The sequence below is a fragment of the Corallococcus sp. AB018 genome, assembly GCF_003986945.1.
GTDB lineage: Bacteria > Myxococcota > Myxococcia > Myxococcales > Myxococcaceae > Corallococcus > Corallococcus exiguus.
Map to the genome: position 1 here is coordinate 31,856 of NZ_RAWR01000002.1, position 14,655 is coordinate 46,510.

A 14,655-nucleotide genomic window follows, 5' to 3' on the forward strand; every position below is an offset into this window, starting at 1 on the left:
ACCGAAAAGCGGGTGGACGGTACGACGGATTGAAGGGTGGGAGGGATGTGCGGCGCGCACCACTCCGCGCCGCCGGAGCATCCGGCAGCGGACCTTTGCGTGTGCGGAATCCGACGGAGCTCCTGCTGGACCCAGGGGGAGCGGGAGGCCCGGAGCCTCCCGCCTTTGGGGCCCTGCCTCAGTTGGGCCGCGCGAGCAGCTTGTCCAGCGCCGCGTAGCTCTCGTTGAGGCCCTGCTCCATGCCGGAGCCGACCATGCCCTGGAGGTCCTCCACGGTGTGGAACAGGGAGATGTTGACGAGCTTGGTGCGGCCGTCGCCCAGGTCCTCCAGCGTCATCGTCTCCACGGTCACGTGGCCCGGCATGCCGTCCCATTCGAAGGTCTGCTCGATGCGCTCCATGGGCTTCACCTCGCGGTAGCGGCCCTCGAAGCCGTGGGTGCCTTCAGGCGTGTGTTCGACGAAGCGCCAGTGGCCGCCGCGCTGGACGTCCATGCGCTCGACGACCACCTTGTTGCCCCGGCCCCACCACTGGGAGACGAGCGCGGGGTCGGTCATCGCCTTCCACACCCGCTCGCGGGGCGCGTTGAAGATGCGTTCGATGCGCAGCTCCCGCTCCGCGGTCTGGGTGACGATGGCCTTGTTGGGGGATGCACTCGCGACTTGGGTCGTCATGGCGTTCCTTTCGTGCGCTCGAGGAAGTCCTCGAGGTTGTCCAGGCGCTGCTCCAGCATGGTCCGGTAGGTGGCCATCCACTTCGCCACGTCCTCCAGTCGCTTCGGCCCGAGCTTGCATTGGCGTACCCGTCCGACCTTCTCCGTCGTGACGAGCCCCGCCTCCTCCAGGATGCGCACGTGCTTCTGGAAGCCCGTGAGCGTCATCTCGAAGTGTTCGGACAGGCTGCCGATGGACGTGCCGGTCCCTCCCCCCAGTCGCAGGAGGATGGCCCGGCGCGTCGGGTCTGACAGCGCCGCGAACGTACGGTCGAGGGCGACTTGAGACTGAACCATTTGGTTCAGTGTTAAGGCCTGACGCTCCAAACGTCAAGGCCCCCGGTGTCTGGCTACTTGCGCTTCTTGGACATGGAGCGGACGAAGATGGAGTCGATGCCGTGGATGCGCATGGAGACGAAGTCATCCGCGGTGGCGTTCTCGTAGCCCGCGTCGCGCATCTCCTTCACGAACGCGGGCGTGACGCCGTGGATGCGCATGGCCACCAGGTCATCCGCGCTCAGGTCCTTGAAGCCCAGGCCTCGCATCTCGCGGACGAAGTCCGGTGTCACGCCGTGGATGCTCATGGCCAGGAGTGAATCCAGGGGCAGACCCTTGAATCCCATCGCCGCGAGGCCCTGGATGCGCTCCGGCGTGACGTTGTGGATGCGGCAGCTCACCAGTTGCTCGATGGTCAGCTTCGGGTAGCCCTCGGCCGCCATCGCACGGACGTATTCCGGGGTGACGTTGAAGATGCCCACCTGGACCAGCTCATCCACGGTGATGACTTTCTGGCCCACCGCCGCGAGCGCCTGGACGCGCCGCGGGCCGACGTTCACGCTGGCCAGGAGGAATTGCTCGTCCGCGTCCGGCTTGGGAATGCCCAGCTCCCCGAGCTTCTTCGTGAAGCTTGCGTCCGGGGTGAAGCGCCAGGTGCCCACGCCCTGTCCGTCCTTGAAGCGGCCCTCGAAGTCGAACGTGCCCGCTTCACGCACCAGCTTGAAGGGGGCGCTGCTTCCTTCCGCCGTGGACAGTCCCTGGAAGTCGGCGAGCGGCGCGGAGAAGCCATGGTGCGAATCAGGACGGTCCTTGGGCTGCAATGACAGCTGCAACTGCTGCTCCTTCACGTACGCGCCCCACGTGCCGGTGCGCTGGGCCTCGGCGGCGAGGACGGGGAGGGTGAGGAGCATCACGACCAGGGTGAGCCACGGAGACAGGCGCGACGTCATGACGGCGACTCCTTTTCGGCAAGGCGCGGCCCTTCCGCGCGCTCGGGATGGAGCGCGCGGTGGGGCCGCTTGGGAGAGGAAGGGAGGGGTTACTTCCGGGACTTCTGCATGCGGCGGATGAAGTCCGCGTCCACGCCGCCGGCGCGCAGGCGCACCAGCTCATCCACGGTGGCGGGCTTCACGCCCGCGGCTTCCAGTTCGCGCAGGAAGTTGGCGTCCACGGACAGCGCGCGCAGCTGCATGGCTTCATCCAGCGTCAGGTTCGCGAAGCCCGCGGCCTTCAGCTCGTTGAGCCACGCGGCGTTGATGCCCAGTGCCTTCGCGCCCAGCAGGTCGTCGGAGTCCTCCTTGCCGAAGCCCAGGGCCGCCATCTGACCCAGCCACTCCGGCGTGACGCCCAGGTGCTTCATGGCCACCAGCTGCTCGGCGGGGATGGAGCGGCCGAAGCGGTCCGTCATGGACTTCGCGTAGTCCGGCGTGACGCCTGCGTGCTGGAAGCCCACCAGCGTGTCCACCGTGGGCTCGTAGCCCATGGCGGTGATGCGGTCGACGACCTCCGGCGTGACGCCCGCGATCTTCAGTGCGACCAGCTGGTCCACGCTCAGCGGATCCACGCCCACGCGGGTCTTCTCGTCGGCATCGTCCGACTCCTTGCTCGCCGCGCGGGCCTTCTCCTTCGGGGACGGCGCGGGGTTCGGAGCTGGCGCGACGACCGGCGCGGGAGCGGGGTTCGGAGCAGGGGGCGCCGCGACGACCGCGAGCACCGGAGCCGCGACCGGCGCGGGCACGGAGACGTGGAGACGGGGCGTGGCGCTGACGACAGGAGACGCCAGGGCCTTCGTCTCCGGCGCCTTCACAGGCTGCACGGCGAGCGCCGTCAGCGGCACCGCCAGCGCCAGACTGCTGGCCAGCGTGACAATGGAGACCCCCGCCGCCCAGCGCGACGAGCACCGTGACGTGGGCGCCACCACCAGCCGCCGCACGCGGTCCTTCAGCGAACCGCCCAGCGCGGACAGCGCGGGACCGCTGGCGTCCATGCCCTGCAACCGCAGCGCTTCCAGCGCGGTGAGCGCTCGGGCGTAGGGGAGGGCGCCGGGGCCATGGCGCACCGCGAGGTCGTCACAGCAGTTCTCGCGCTCCACGCGGATGACCTGGGACATCCACCACACGGCCGGGTGGTAGAAGAGCAGCGTCTCCACCAGCGTCTGCACCATGTTCACCGCGAAGTCGTGACGGCGGATGTGGGCCAGTTCGTGGGCCAGCACCAGCTCCAGCTCTCGCACGGCCAGCCCGGTGAGCGTGGCGGTGGGGACCAGCACCACCGGCTTCAGCCAGCCCAGCGTGGACGGCACATCCAACTTCGACGACACCAGCAGGCGCACCGGACGCGTGAGGTTCAGCCGCCGCGCCAGCACCTCCAGCCGCTGCTGCCATTCCCACGACGCGTGCACCGCCTCGTCCACCTGCCGGCGCAGCCCCATCCAGCCCTTGAGCAGGCGCAGCGACGACGCCGCCACGCCCAGGCCCCACGCCAGCACCAGCCAGGGCAGGTGCTCGCCCACCTGCTGGAACACTCCATCCAGCCGGGGCAGCGTCGCGGTCTCCTTCAGGTGACGCGGAGCGGGCAGCTGCGTCAGTGCAACGGACACCGGTGCCGCCATGGGCGCCACGGTTCGAGGGACGGACGCCGTGCTCACCACGGGACGGGATTCCACCGCGCGCGAGGCATGCCGCCACGCGGTGGCCACCGGCAGCGCCAGCATGATGCCCAGCGCGCCGCACGCCAGCGCGTAGCGCAGGTTCGCCGAACGACGGCCCACCCACCGGAGCGCCAGCGCCAGGGCCACCGCCACGAGCGCGCCCTGCCACACCAGGTGCACGAGCGCCCAACCCACCGCTTCCAGGATGAGACCGTTCATGACTCCGACTCCTTCTCGAGCGAATCCAGCAGCTGGCGCAGCTCCGCCAGCTCCTCCGGGGACGTCTTCTTCGTGGACAGGGCCTGCAGGGCGAGCCGCGCCGGGGAGCCGCCGAACACGCGGTCCATCAGGTCGGTGACCAGCTGCTGCTGGGTGCTCTCCCGGGGGAGCCGGGCGCTGTAGACGTGCGCGCGCTGGGACTCGTCGCGCGTCACCAGCCCCTTCTCCGTCATGATCTGCATCGTCTTCAGGACGGTCGTGTAGCCGCTCCCGTCCTGGAGTGTCTCGTGGACCTCGCGCACCGTGCGCGAGCCCCCGTCCCACAGCACCCGCAGGATGGCCAGCTCGGCATCCGTGGGTCGCGGCAGCTTTCCTCGGCTCATGGCTTCCTCTCTCCTCACCGCTTCCTACGCATAGTTATACGAACGATTTCGTAGGTGTCAACGAAGCCCTTCGTACTTCGCGAACAAGGGACCCTGGAGGGAGGGGAAAGGGCGTCCCCGAGGGCTGACGCCCAGACAAGCCATCAGGGAGGGGTGAACCGGACGGCGGGGTGTTTACCGTTTTCCCGACCGGGCCATGGCCACGCGGCGGGGAGCCCGAGGAGTCGTCCATCGATGCGTGTCATCCTCTTCTGTCATTCCCTGCTGTCGGACTGGAACCATGGTGACGCCCACTTCCTGCGCGGGGTGGTGACGGAGCTGGCCGCGCGAGGCCACTCCGTGCGCGTGTTCGAACCCGAGGACTCGGGGAGCTTCCAGTGCCTCTTGGAGGAGCCCCACGGCGTGGCCGCGCTCAACGAGGTCCGCGCCCTCTATCCGCACGTGCGTCCGGAGCGGTACGCGCCCGACACGCTGGACCTGGAGGCCGTGCTCGATGGCGCGGACCTGGTGCTGGTGCACGCCTGGACGCCGCCGGACCTGGTGCGCCGTATCGGAGTGCACCGCCGTGACGGCGGCCGCTTCCGCCTCCTCTTCCACGACACCTTCCACCGGAGCGTGAGCGCGCCGGAGGTGATGGCCGGCTACGATCTGTCCCGGTACGACGGGGTGCTCGCCTCCGGAGACGTGCTCCGGGACCTCTACCTGGAGCGGGGCTGGGCGCGGCGGGCGTGGACCTGGCACGAGGCCGCCGACGTTCGCGTGTTCCACCCGCACCCGCGCAACCGCGAGGTGCGCGACCTGGTCTGGATTGGCAACTGGGGGGATGACGAGCGCACGAAGGAGCTGCAGGAGTTCCTCGTGGAGCCGGTGCACGAGCTGGGCCTCACCGCGCGGGTGCATGGCGTGCGCTATCCGGTCCCCGCCCTGCGGGCCCTCTTCGACGCCGGCATCGAGTACGCCGGCTGGCTGCCCAACCACCGCGTGCCCCTGGCCTTCTCCCAGGCGCGCGTCACCGTGCACATCCCCCGGCGGCCCTACGCCACGCTGCTGCCCGGCGTCCCCACCATCCGCCCCTTCGAGGCGCTGGCGTGCGGAATCCCGCTGGTGTCCGCTCCGTGGGAGGACTCGGACGGGCTCTTCACCGCGGGGAAGGACTACCTCGTCGCCCGGGACGGGGCGCAGATGCGGCGCCACCTGTCCGCGCTGGTCGCGGACGCGGAGATGCGGCACGCCTTCGCGGAAGCCGGCCTGCGCACGGTACTGTCGCGGCACACCTGCGCGCACCGGGTGGAGGCGCTGCTCGTCTTCTGTCAGGAGTTGGGGATGTCCGGCGACGTCCTCCACCCGCTGTCCTCGGAAAGAGTCCTCGCATGAGCCGTGGCCTGCGCTTCGCCTTCTTCGGTTCCAGCCTCGTGTCCACCTGGTGGAACGGCGCGGCCACCTACTACCGGGGCCTGCTGCGCGCCCTGCACGCGCGCGGACACCAGGTCACCTTCTATGAACCGGATGCCTCCGGCCGGCAGGAGCACCGCGACCTCCAGGGGCCGGACCAGGCACGCGTCGTCGTCTATTCCAACAACCTGGGCTCGGTGGACGAGTGCCTGGATGACGCCTTCGGTGTCGACGTGGTGGTGAAGGCCAGTGGCGTGGGCGCCCTCGACGCGTATCTGGATGCGCGAGTGCTGGAGTTGCGCCGCTCCGGCACGCAGGTGGTGTTCTGGGACATGAACGCGCCCGCCACGCTGGAGCACGTGGCGAAGGACGCCCACCATCTCTTCCGTCAGCTCATCCCGCGCTTCGACCACATCCTCACGTCCGGCGGCGGCGCGCCGGTGGTGAACGCGTACCGCGAGCTGGGCGCGAAGCATTGCGTGGCCATCCACCCCGCGGTGGATCCGGACACGCACCACCCCGTGGCGCCTGAGTCGCGTTTCGCCTGCGACCTGGCCTTCCTGGGCAACCGGTTGCCGGACCGAGAGGCGCGTGTGGAGGCCTGCTTCTTCAAGGTCGCGGAGTCGCTGCCCCGCTCGCGCATGCTCCTGGGCGGCAACGGTTGGGAGGAACGCGTCGTGCCCTCCAACGTCGGGCGCCTGGGCCACGTCTACACGCAGGACCACAACGCGGTGAACAGCTCGGCGCGCGCGGTGCTCAACCTGCACCGCGACAGCATGGCGCGCTTCGGCTTCTCACCGTCCCCGCGCGTGTTCGAGGCCGCGGGCGCGGGAGCCTGCCTCATCACCGACGCCTTCGAGGGCGTGGAGCAATTCCTGGAGCCCGGCCGCGAGGTCCTGGTGGCCCGCTCCGGTGAAGAGGTCGCCGAGCACGTGAAGCGCCTCACCCCGGAAGACGCCCGGCGCATGGGACAGGCCGCGCTCCGGCGCGTGCTGGCCGAGCACACGTACGCGCACCGCGCCGTGGAGGTGGAGGCGGCGCTGGGCTGACGCATCCCGGTCATCGACGTCGGCGGGGGTTGAATCCCGGCGTGGCGGGACGCATCGATGGGAGTGCATGACGTCCCCTCCGCCTCCCAAGCCCTGCGCCGTCTGCGGCCGCGCCATCACCTGGCGCCGCAAGTGGGCGCGCGACTGGGAACAGGTGCGGTACTGCTCGGGGGCATGCCGGGGGACGCGGACCCAGGCGCGGGACTCCCCGTGGGAGGCGCGCATCCTGGAGTTGCTCTCCCAGCGGGCAGGCGGCGCCACCGTGTGCCCCTCCGAGGTCGCCCGCGCGTCCGGCGGCGAGGACTGGCGTGCGTGCATGGAGCCCGTGCGCGAGGCGGCGCGCAGGCTCGTGGCTCGCGGCGTGCTGGACATCGTCCAGGGGGGCAGGGTGGTGGAGCCCTCCACCGCGCGCGGGCCCATCCGGTTGCGCCTGCGCGCCTGATGTGGTGCCCCGCACAGGGCGTTCACGGGCCGTGGAATCGCGCTTGCGCTCACATGGAGGGTCCGGCTACGCGCCGCCCCATGGCCCACGACAAGAAGCCCGCGTTCGACATCATCCTGTGGGGCGCCACGGGATTCACCGGCCGCCTGGTGGCGGAGTACCTGGCTCGCAACCAGGAGACGCACCGCGCGAAGTGGGCCATCGCCGGGCGTGACGAGGCGAAGCTGGATCAGGTCCGCTCGGAGCTGGTGAAGGTGCGGCCGGAGTTCGCGGACCTGCCGGTGGTGCTCGCGGACGCGAAGGACGCGGCCTCGCTGGACGCGATGGTGGCGCGCACGCGCGTCATCATCTCCACCGTGGGCCCCTATGCCCGCTACGGCAACGAGCTGGTCGACGCCTGCGTCCGCGCCGGCACGGACTACTGCGACCTGACGGGCGAGGTGCAGTTCATGCGCAGGACCATCGACGCCCACGACGCGCGGGCGCGCGAGACGGGCGCCCGCATCGTGCACACCTGCGGCTTCGACTCCATCCCCTCCGACCTGGGCACGCTGATGGTCCAGGACTACATGCGTGAGAAGCACGGCGGCCACTGCGACCAGGTGCGCTTCCACCTGACGCGCATGCGCGGCGGCTTCAGCGGCGGCACCATCGCCAGCATGATGGACACCCTGGCGGCGGTGAAGGCGGAGCCGGCCCTCAAGAAGGTGCTGACCAGCGCCCACGCGTTGGACCCTGAGCCCTCCCGAGGCACGAAGGAGGAGCGCGACCTGGCCACGGTGAAGAAGAGCCCGGACACGGGCACGTGGACCGCGCCCTTCGTGATGGCCTCCGTCAACACGCGCGTCGTGCGGCGCTCCAACGCGCTCTTGGGCTACCCGTGGGGCCGAGACTTCTTCTACTCGGAGGTCTCCGACTTCGGTCCCGGGCCCAAGGGCCTGGCGCTCGCCGCGGCGACCACCGCGGGGCTGGGCGGGTTCATGCTCCTGTCGAACGTGGACCCCGCGCGGGAGCTGTTGGAGAAGCACGTGCTGCCCGCGCCGGGCGAGGGCCCGTCCGCCACCGTGCGTGAGCGCGGCCTCTTCGAGGTGCGGCTCCTGGGCGAGGGCCACTCGCCCAAGAGCGGCCAGCGCGTGAAGGTGGAGGGCAAGGTCGCGTCGAAGGGCGACCCGGGCTACGCGGCCACGGCGCGCATGCTCGCGGAGTCCGCGCTGTGCCTCGCCTTCGACACCATCCCCAAGCGGGGCGGCATCCTCACCCCCGCGTCCGCCATGGGCATGGTGCTGGTGGAGCGCCTGCGCAAGGCGGGCATGACGTTCGAAGTGCACGACCGCGCCGCGTGAGGGCGCGGCGGGGCTCTCAGTCGCGCAGGTAGTGGCAGGTGTAGCCGCCGGGGTTCTTCACCAGGTAGTCCTGGTGGTAGCCCTCGGCGGGCACCCACTCGCTGGCGGCGGTGATTTGCGTGACGACGGGCCGGGACCACTTGCCGGACTTGTCCACGCGGGCCTTCACCGCTTCCGCCGTCCGGCGCTGCGCGTCCGACAGGTAGAAGATGGCGGAGCGGTACTGCGAGCCCACGTCGTTGCCCTGGCGGTTGAGGGTCGTCGGGTCGTGCATGCGGAAGAACCACTGCTCCAGCAGCGCCTCGTAAGTCAGCAGCTTCGGGTTGAAGACGACGCGCACAGCCTCCGCGTGCCCCGTCTCCCCGGTGTGCACGTCCTCGTAGGTCGCGTCCTTCTTCGAGCCGCCCGTGTAGCCGGCCTCCGTGTCGATGACGCCCGGGATCTTCCGGAGGATGTCCTCCATGCCCCAGAAGCACCCGCCCGCCAGGTACGCCGTCTCGCGAGTGGCCTCCGTGGGGACCGTCGCCTTCGCCAGCACGACGGCGCCCGCGGCGGGGGCGAGCGCGCCCTGGGGTCCGCTCGGGGCCGCGCGGCCGAAGGAGGGCAGCCACTTGCCATAGCCCTTCGCGGCCAGCTCATTCACGGGGATGAAGCGCAGCGACGCGGAGTTGATGCAGTAGCGCAAACCCGTGGGCTTGGGCCCGTCCTCGAAGAGGTGGCCCAGGTGCGAGTCGCCGTCCTTCGAGCGAACCTCCACGCGCTCCATGCCCAGGGTGCTGTCGCGCTTCTCCACCACGTGGGCCTTGTCCAGGGGGCGGGTGAAGCTGGGCCAGCCGGTGCCGGACTCGAACTTGTCGCGCGAGGAGAACAGCGGCTCGCCGCTGACCACGTCGACGTAGAGCCCTTCATCGTGATTGTTCCAGTACGCGTTGCGGAAGGGCGGCTCGGTGGCCTCGTGCTGCGTCACCTGGTAGGCGAGGGGGGACAGGTTGCGCTTCAGCTCCGCGTCGGACGGCTTCGTGTACGCGCGGCCGTCCTGTGGCGGGGCGTACGCGGTGGCCGCGGGCTTCTCGCCGGGCGGAGCACCACGCGCTTCGGTGCACGCGCTCAGGGCGGCGGCCAGCACCAGCAGGGCGGGCCACAGCCGGTGCGCCACGGGCCGCGGGGTGGGAGACGGCACTGCACGGGCGGACGACATGGGTCGCGAAGCCTCCGGGCGCCGTCGGAAGAAAGGGCGCCATTCCAACTTACGCGCGACACCGGGGAACGGTTACAGCGGGGCCACGATGACCTGCCGGCCGGGCGGGCCTCTCCGTGGCTCGCCGGAGGGCCGGGCAGTGGCCGGCGGGGGGCCGGAGGCGCTACGGTTCTAGCGAAGACCGGGAGGGAACCGATGAGCCGGGAACGCGGGCCGCGAGGTCCAATCGGGCGGGTGACGGGCATCTCGCGCGCGGAAGGCGCCAGCGTCATCCTTCGCATCCGGGCCCTCCATAGCGTGGAAGGCGCCGCTCCGGTGGCGGAGCGCAACGCGCCCCAGCGCTCCTTCGCGGAGGTGATGGAACGCCAGGCACAGGGCCTGAACACCTCGGAGCCCCTTCCGTTTCCCGTGGCCCCCAAGCCCCTGCCGCCCCCCGCGCGCGGTCACGAAGACGAAGAGTTGATGACCGCGGAGCCTGCCCCCGACACCTTCGTCGGGCTCATGTGGTCCAAGCTGAAGCGCCCGCGCTGAAGCGCTCCAGGGAAGGCGCACCAGCCGGGCTGCTACCACCACGTCGCGGCGAGCTCGCCCAGGGACACGTAGTCCAGGCTCGCCACGTCGTTGGCTGAAGCGCTCACGCCGATGCGCTCCAGGAAGGACTTACCGGCCGGGCTGCTACCGCCACGTCGCGGCGAGCCTGCCCAGGGACACGCGGTCCAGGCTCGCCACGTCGTTGGCTGAAGCGCTCCAGGGAAGGCGCGCCGGCTGGACCGCTACCACCACGTCGCCGCGAGTCCGCCCAGGGACACGTAGTCCTGGCTCGCGGCATCGTTGGCGGAGTGGGGGTCCTCGGGGACGCTGAGCGTCCGCGTGGCGGTGATGCGGTAGGACAGGCCCACGCTGGAGCGAGGCAGCGGCGCGGAGAACCGCAGGAGGGCGGTGTCGCCCACGGCCATCGGTCCCACCTCGCACTGGAGCGTGCCGGCGGCCATGAGGCAGTCCCGGGTGCTGGCCTGGAGGCCCGGGGGCAGGGCCACGGTGATGACGGCCCGGTTCAGCGGATCCGGCCCGTGCTGCGTGACGGTAAGCGTGTAGTCGATGCGCGGCACGGACACACCCGGCCTGGGGACAGCGGTGAGCGTCACCTCCACGTCCGCGGAGGCCGCGGCCCGAAGCACGGACACGTCATGGCTCCGGGTGTTGGCGGTGACGACGTCCGGCTTCAGGTCGCCGTCGAGCAGGCCCACCGCGAGCGCCGCGGGGCCCTCGCCGGTGGCCAGGCGCGTGGGCGCGCCGAAGGAACCGTGGCCCTGGCCGGGCAGCAGGGACACGGTGTCCTCGTTGAAGTTCGCGGTGATGAGATCCGGCATCCCATCGCCGTTGAAGTCGCCGGCCGCGACGAAGTACGGCCCGCCCTTCACGGCGAAATCCACGCGCACGGGGAACGTACCGGCGCCTGTGCCGCGCAGCACGGACACGCTCTGGCCCCGGAAGTTCGCGGTGACCACGTCCAGCTTCCCGTCGTCATCCACGTCCACCACCGCGACGGAGTAGGGCGCGTTGCCCGTGGCGAAGTCCATGCGCGGCCGGAACGTCCCGTCCCCGTTGCCGAGCAGCACCGACACCGTGTCCACGAAGTTCGCGGTGACCAGGTCCGCCATCCCGTCGTGGTTGACGTCGGCCACCTTCACCGCGAATGGGTTGGTGCCGGCGTTGACATCCTTCTGATGCACGAACCGTCCGGAGCCCCGGTTCAACAGCACCGACACGGAGTCGTCGAGCGAGTTGGCCGTCACCACGTCCAGGCGTCCGTCGCCGTCCAGGTCGCCCACGTCCACGGCCGAGGGCTCCGCGCCCACGGAGTGGTCGGTCCGCGCGCCGAACGTCCCATCCCCGCGCCCCAGCAGCACGGACACCGTGCCTCCGAAGTGGCTGGTGACCGCGTCCAGGTGGCCATCCCCGTTGAAGTCCCCTACCGCGACCGCGCCGGGCAACGCCCCGGTGGGCCGCTCCATGCCGGGCGCGAACGTTCCGTCCCCCAGGCTCCGCAACACGGACACGGTGCCCGCGGTGTGGTTGGCCGTGATGACGTCCAGACGCCCGTCCTCGTCGAAGTCGCCCAGCGCCACGGCGCGAGGCCCCATCCCCGTGGGAGAGGCGCGAGGCGCGTCCAGCAGCGGCTGGGGTGCAGTGGCCGCCATCCGCGGCAGCGCCATGGCAATCAGCACCGCGGCGCTGAACAGCATCACTCCCGCATGGGCCATTCGTGGGTGTCTCATGTTCATCCCCCTCTTCATTCACGATTCACGGCCCTGAACCGGCAAGGCCGTATGAACACGGTTTCCGTGACATCCCCGTGTGGTGTTGAAGAAGTAAGAAGGGGCGCCGGGTGGGGCCATGCGTCCCGGGGGACGGTGGGGTGATGGGCGGTGGACAGGCGCATGTCCCGGAGGGACGGCTTGCGCGCGGGGTAGGCTGTGCCGTCCCATGTCCCTTCCGCCCGGAACGCAGACTTCCTCCCGCCAGCCGTTGGTGGTCACCACGTCGGACCGGGTGGACGCACCGCTCGCACAGCGTGCGCGGAGTGCGGCGGAGGCGGTGGGCGTGCCGTATGTGGAGCGCCACCACAAGCTGCCCCTGAAGAAGCTGCTCACCGACATGGCGGACGCGCTCATTGTCTTCGAGTCCACGGCGGTGTCGCTGGTGGACGCGGAAGGGACGCTGCGCTTCTCACCGGGGCTGGCGCACCTGCGAGTGAAGCAGCTGGACGCGGGCGTGATGGAGGACCAGCTCGTGCGCGTCGCGGGCCTGCGCGAAGGGGAGCGCGTGTTGGACTGCACGCTGGGCCTGGGTGCGGATGCGCAGGTGGCGGCGCGGCTGGTGGGGCCGAGCGGAAGCGTCATCGCGCTGGAGAAGAGTCCGGCGCTGTATCTCCTGGCGCGGCACGGGCTCAAGGGGCTCGAGCGCCACCCGGCCGCCTGCGCGGTGAGCGCGGTGTACGCGGACGCGGCGGAGTTCCTGCGCGGGCTGCCGGACGGCGCGGTCGACGTGGTGCTCTTCGATCCGATGTTCGAGCGCGAGCGCAAGTCCTCCGCCGCGTTCGAAGCGCTGCGCCGCCACGCGGACTACTCGCCGCTGACGCGCGAGACGGTGGACCAAGCCCGGCGCGTGGCACGCCGGGTGGTGGTGTTGAAGGGCTCGCGCTACTCGAAGGACTTCAAGAGGCTGGGCATCACCCCGGAGCCCGCCCGGCCCAACGCCACGGTGTTGTGGGCCCGACTCCCGGGCTCGGGCAATCCCGTGCATCCTGGTGAAGACGGAACTCCCTGATACCGTCCCGGGCCGCCGTGAAGCACGACAACCGGGAGCGACACATGAAGACGCTGAAGCGGGGACTGTTGCTGGTGGGCTGCCTGCTGGGGACCGTGGGCTGTGGCGTGGAGGCGCCGGAGGAGGGCGCACCGCTGCAGGAGGACACGCAGGAGGTGTCCGCGCAGGCAGGCTGCATCCCCGGCCAGACGCGCACCATCAAGGTGGGCTGCTGCACGCCCACGCTGGAGCGCCGGCAGAACCAGATCTGCACCAACTCGGCGGGCTCCTGGAGCAACTCCGGCTCCAGCTACTGTGGCGGCTCCACCCTGAACTGCTACGGCGGCTGATCAGGAGGCCCGAGGCACGTTGACCCATCCTGCGCGCAAGCAAGGCTCGCGCAGGGTGGTCCACAAGGGCCGGTAGCTGAAGCGTCGATCCGCGGGAGGCCGCTCTCCGGAGACGAACCGTCCCCATCAGCCCGACAGCTGGACAGGTTGCCCAAGGCCGAGCCCATTACCTCTCTCTCGGCGCGCGCTCCATCAATCTCAGGGGGAGTAGGCCCCGGAGCTGTTGGAGACAGCAGTGCCTCGCTGGCCGGAGCCACGGAGAGGGCTTGCACCTGAGGGCACGGCGCAACCCCGAGCGCCTCGGTGTCCTCGGAGGCCGGTTCAAGGCAACCGGGGCTCCGCTCCTCGACAGAAGGGCGTACCTCCGGCGCGTCCGCCATCCCTGTGGCTGCCACGGGCGCACCAACGAGTCCCTCCTGGGCGCATGGGGCCTCAGGGGCCGCAGGCTTCATGGGGACGGGAGCGAAGGCATTCAGCACGCGCTCATCACGAGCCTTCAGCAGCGCTGGCAGCTCATGCTGAAGTGCCTGCACGTCGCGCTCGTTCAGAATCGCCATCGCGCGGAAGGCCCACTCACGCAGCGCCTCTCCGCCCATGAGCGGCAGCAGTTGGGCGGCTCCTCCCAGGAAGGCCCGCTGCAGGGACTGAACGAGGAGCACGTGCCCGGGACGCGCCGCCACCCGCGCCGCCTGCCGCAGCAACTCGAACTCCACCTGCGCGCAGGTTTCCCCCGACTCCCAGTGCGCCGCGTCCTGGAGCTGGTAGCACGTGCTCCCCAGCCGGTCCAGGTCGAGGTCCGAGGCCCTCGCGCAGCAGTCGGCCAGAAGCTCCACCAGCACCTGCCGCTTGAGGCTGAAGTAGCCCTCCAGAAGCCACCGGGCATCCGGGTTGCTCGCGTCATGCAGCGCCAGCCCCAGATTCTCCAGCGTCAGTGACTCATCCAACGCCACCGCGCGCGTCTTGCGTCCGGGGCGCTGCACCACCAGCCCCCGCGCCGCCAGCCGCCTCAGCGCCTCGCGGATGGTGCCCCGACACACCTCATAGCGGCGCGCCAGCTTCGCTTCGGAGCCGAATTGTCCGCTCGGGTGCAGACGCCCCAGCGCGATATCGCGCTCGATTTGCGCCTCCACATAGGCCACGAGTCCTCGCCGTTCCATCCCCACTCCCCCTCCTCGTCCCAGCATCGCCATCCAACCACAGGGGTCTGACATGGACGTGCGAGCCCACCCTTCTCATTGCCAGCCAGGGGGCACCCTCCGGGCCCGGTCGGAGAAAAACCTGTCCGACTGTCGGACAGGTTTTGAGGCAACCGGTCCCGGGCGGGCGCCTCCGT

14 protein-coding genes and 1 pseudogene are annotated in these 14,655 nt (G+C 70.5%); 7 read left to right on the top strand and 8 right to left on the bottom strand.

The features are described from left to right. Positions 1–178 precede the first annotated feature (178 nt). From D7Y11_RS00495 to D7Y11_RS00515, 5 genes are all read right to left on the bottom strand, one after another. A complete protein-coding gene (locus tag D7Y11_RS00495) occupies positions 179–673 on the bottom strand; it encodes an SRPBCC family protein (RefSeq protein WP_120578358.1) in 495 nt (164 codons plus the stop codon). After that, complete coding sequence (locus tag D7Y11_RS00500) at positions 670–1,008, bottom strand: helix-turn-helix transcriptional regulator (RefSeq protein ID WP_126932742.1); 339 nt, start codon at positions 1,006–1,008, stop codon at positions 670–672. Before D7Y11_RS00500 ends, D7Y11_RS00495 begins: the two co-directional genes overlap by 4 nt. A gap of 53 nt (positions 1,009–1,061) precedes the next feature. After that, positions 1,062–1,937 (bottom strand): 4-hydroxy-3-methylbut-2-enyl diphosphate reductase, encoded by an 876-nt coding sequence (locus D7Y11_RS00505; protein WP_126932743.1) that lies wholly within the window; start codon positions 1,935–1,937, stop codon positions 1,062–1,064. An 89-nt stretch (positions 1,938–2,026) separates the two neighbouring features. Next, a complete protein-coding gene (locus D7Y11_RS00510; protein WP_126932744.1) occupies positions 2,027–3,856 on the bottom strand; it encodes a M56 family metallopeptidase in 1,830 nt (609 codons plus the stop codon). Beyond that, on the bottom strand, positions 3,853–4,239 hold the full coding sequence (locus tag D7Y11_RS00515) for a BlaI/MecI/CopY family transcriptional regulator (protein ID WP_120578354.1): 387 nt from the start codon (positions 4,237–4,239) through the stop codon (positions 3,853–3,855). Before D7Y11_RS00515 ends, D7Y11_RS00510 begins: the two co-directional genes overlap by 4 nt. 234 nt (positions 4,240–4,473) lie before the next feature. Here D7Y11_RS00515 and D7Y11_RS00520 point away from each other — a divergent pair, with 234 nt between their 5' ends. The 4 genes from D7Y11_RS00520 to D7Y11_RS00535 all read left to right on the top strand — a co-directional run bounded on the left by D7Y11_RS00520 (position 4,474) and on the right by D7Y11_RS00535 (position 8,465). Then, positions 4,474–5,613: a glycosyltransferase gene (locus D7Y11_RS00520; RefSeq protein WP_126932745.1), complete on the top strand. Its 1,140-nt coding sequence runs from the start codon at positions 4,474–4,476 to the stop codon at positions 5,611–5,613. Further along, on the top strand, positions 5,610–6,680 hold the full coding sequence (locus D7Y11_RS00525) for a glycosyltransferase (RefSeq protein WP_126932746.1): 1,071 nt from the start codon (positions 5,610–5,612) through the stop codon (positions 6,678–6,680). The genes D7Y11_RS00520 and D7Y11_RS00525 overlap by 4 nt, the downstream gene beginning before the upstream one ends. A gap of 67 nt (positions 6,681–6,747) precedes the next feature. Next, complete coding sequence (locus D7Y11_RS00530) at positions 6,748–7,122, top strand: DUF2256 and DUF3253 domain-containing protein (RefSeq protein WP_120578351.1); 375 nt, start codon at positions 6,748–6,750, stop codon at positions 7,120–7,122. An 80-nt stretch (positions 7,123–7,202) separates the two neighbouring features. Next, on the top strand, positions 7,203–8,465 hold the full coding sequence (locus D7Y11_RS00535; RefSeq protein WP_121754322.1) for a trans-acting enoyl reductase family protein: 1,263 nt from the start codon (positions 7,203–7,205) through the stop codon (positions 8,463–8,465). Positions 8,466–8,481: 16 nt separating this feature from the next. Here the strand turns inward: D7Y11_RS00535 and D7Y11_RS00540 are convergent. Next, positions 8,482–9,477, bottom strand: a pseudogene (locus D7Y11_RS00540) (bifunctional methionine sulfoxide reductase B/A protein); the annotation flags it as partial. A gap of 381 nt (positions 9,478–9,858) precedes the next feature. On the opposite strand from D7Y11_RS00540, the gene D7Y11_RS00545 reads away from it, so the two are divergent. Beyond that, positions 9,859–10,194: a hypothetical protein gene (locus D7Y11_RS00545; protein ID WP_126932748.1), complete on the top strand. Its 336-nt coding sequence runs from the start codon at positions 9,859–9,861 to the stop codon at positions 10,192–10,194. A 242-nt stretch (positions 10,195–10,436) separates the two neighbouring features. Here D7Y11_RS00545 and D7Y11_RS00550 read toward each other — a convergent pair whose 3' ends face one another. Next, positions 10,437–11,942 carry an FG-GAP-like repeat-containing protein gene (locus D7Y11_RS00550; RefSeq protein WP_158624464.1) on the bottom strand — a complete coding sequence of 502 codons (1,506 nt, stop codon included), beginning with the start codon at positions 11,940–11,942 and terminating at the stop codon, positions 10,437–10,439. A gap of 208 nt (positions 11,943–12,150) precedes the next feature. Between D7Y11_RS00550 and D7Y11_RS00555 the strand changes: the two genes are divergently transcribed. Together D7Y11_RS00555 and D7Y11_RS00560 are read left to right on the top strand one after the other, a co-directional pair. Next, a complete protein-coding gene (locus D7Y11_RS00555; RefSeq protein WP_126932749.1) occupies positions 12,151–12,993 on the top strand; it encodes a class I SAM-dependent methyltransferase in 843 nt (280 codons plus the stop codon). Between the two features lie 44 nt (positions 12,994–13,037). Beyond that, positions 13,038–13,322 carry a hypothetical protein gene (locus D7Y11_RS00560; RefSeq protein ID WP_126932750.1) on the top strand — a complete coding sequence of 95 codons (285 nt, stop codon included), beginning with the start codon at positions 13,038–13,040 and terminating at the stop codon, positions 13,320–13,322. On the opposite strand, the gene D7Y11_RS00565 is transcribed toward D7Y11_RS00560, so the two are convergent. Then, the gene (locus D7Y11_RS00565; RefSeq protein ID WP_233607157.1) at positions 13,310–14,479 is read right to left on the bottom strand and encodes a FadR/GntR family transcriptional regulator; all 1,170 of its coding nucleotides are present in this window, start codon (positions 14,477–14,479) and stop codon (positions 13,310–13,312) included. The genes D7Y11_RS00560 and D7Y11_RS00565 overlap by 13 nt on opposite strands. Between the last annotated feature and the right edge of the window lie 176 nt (positions 14,480–14,655).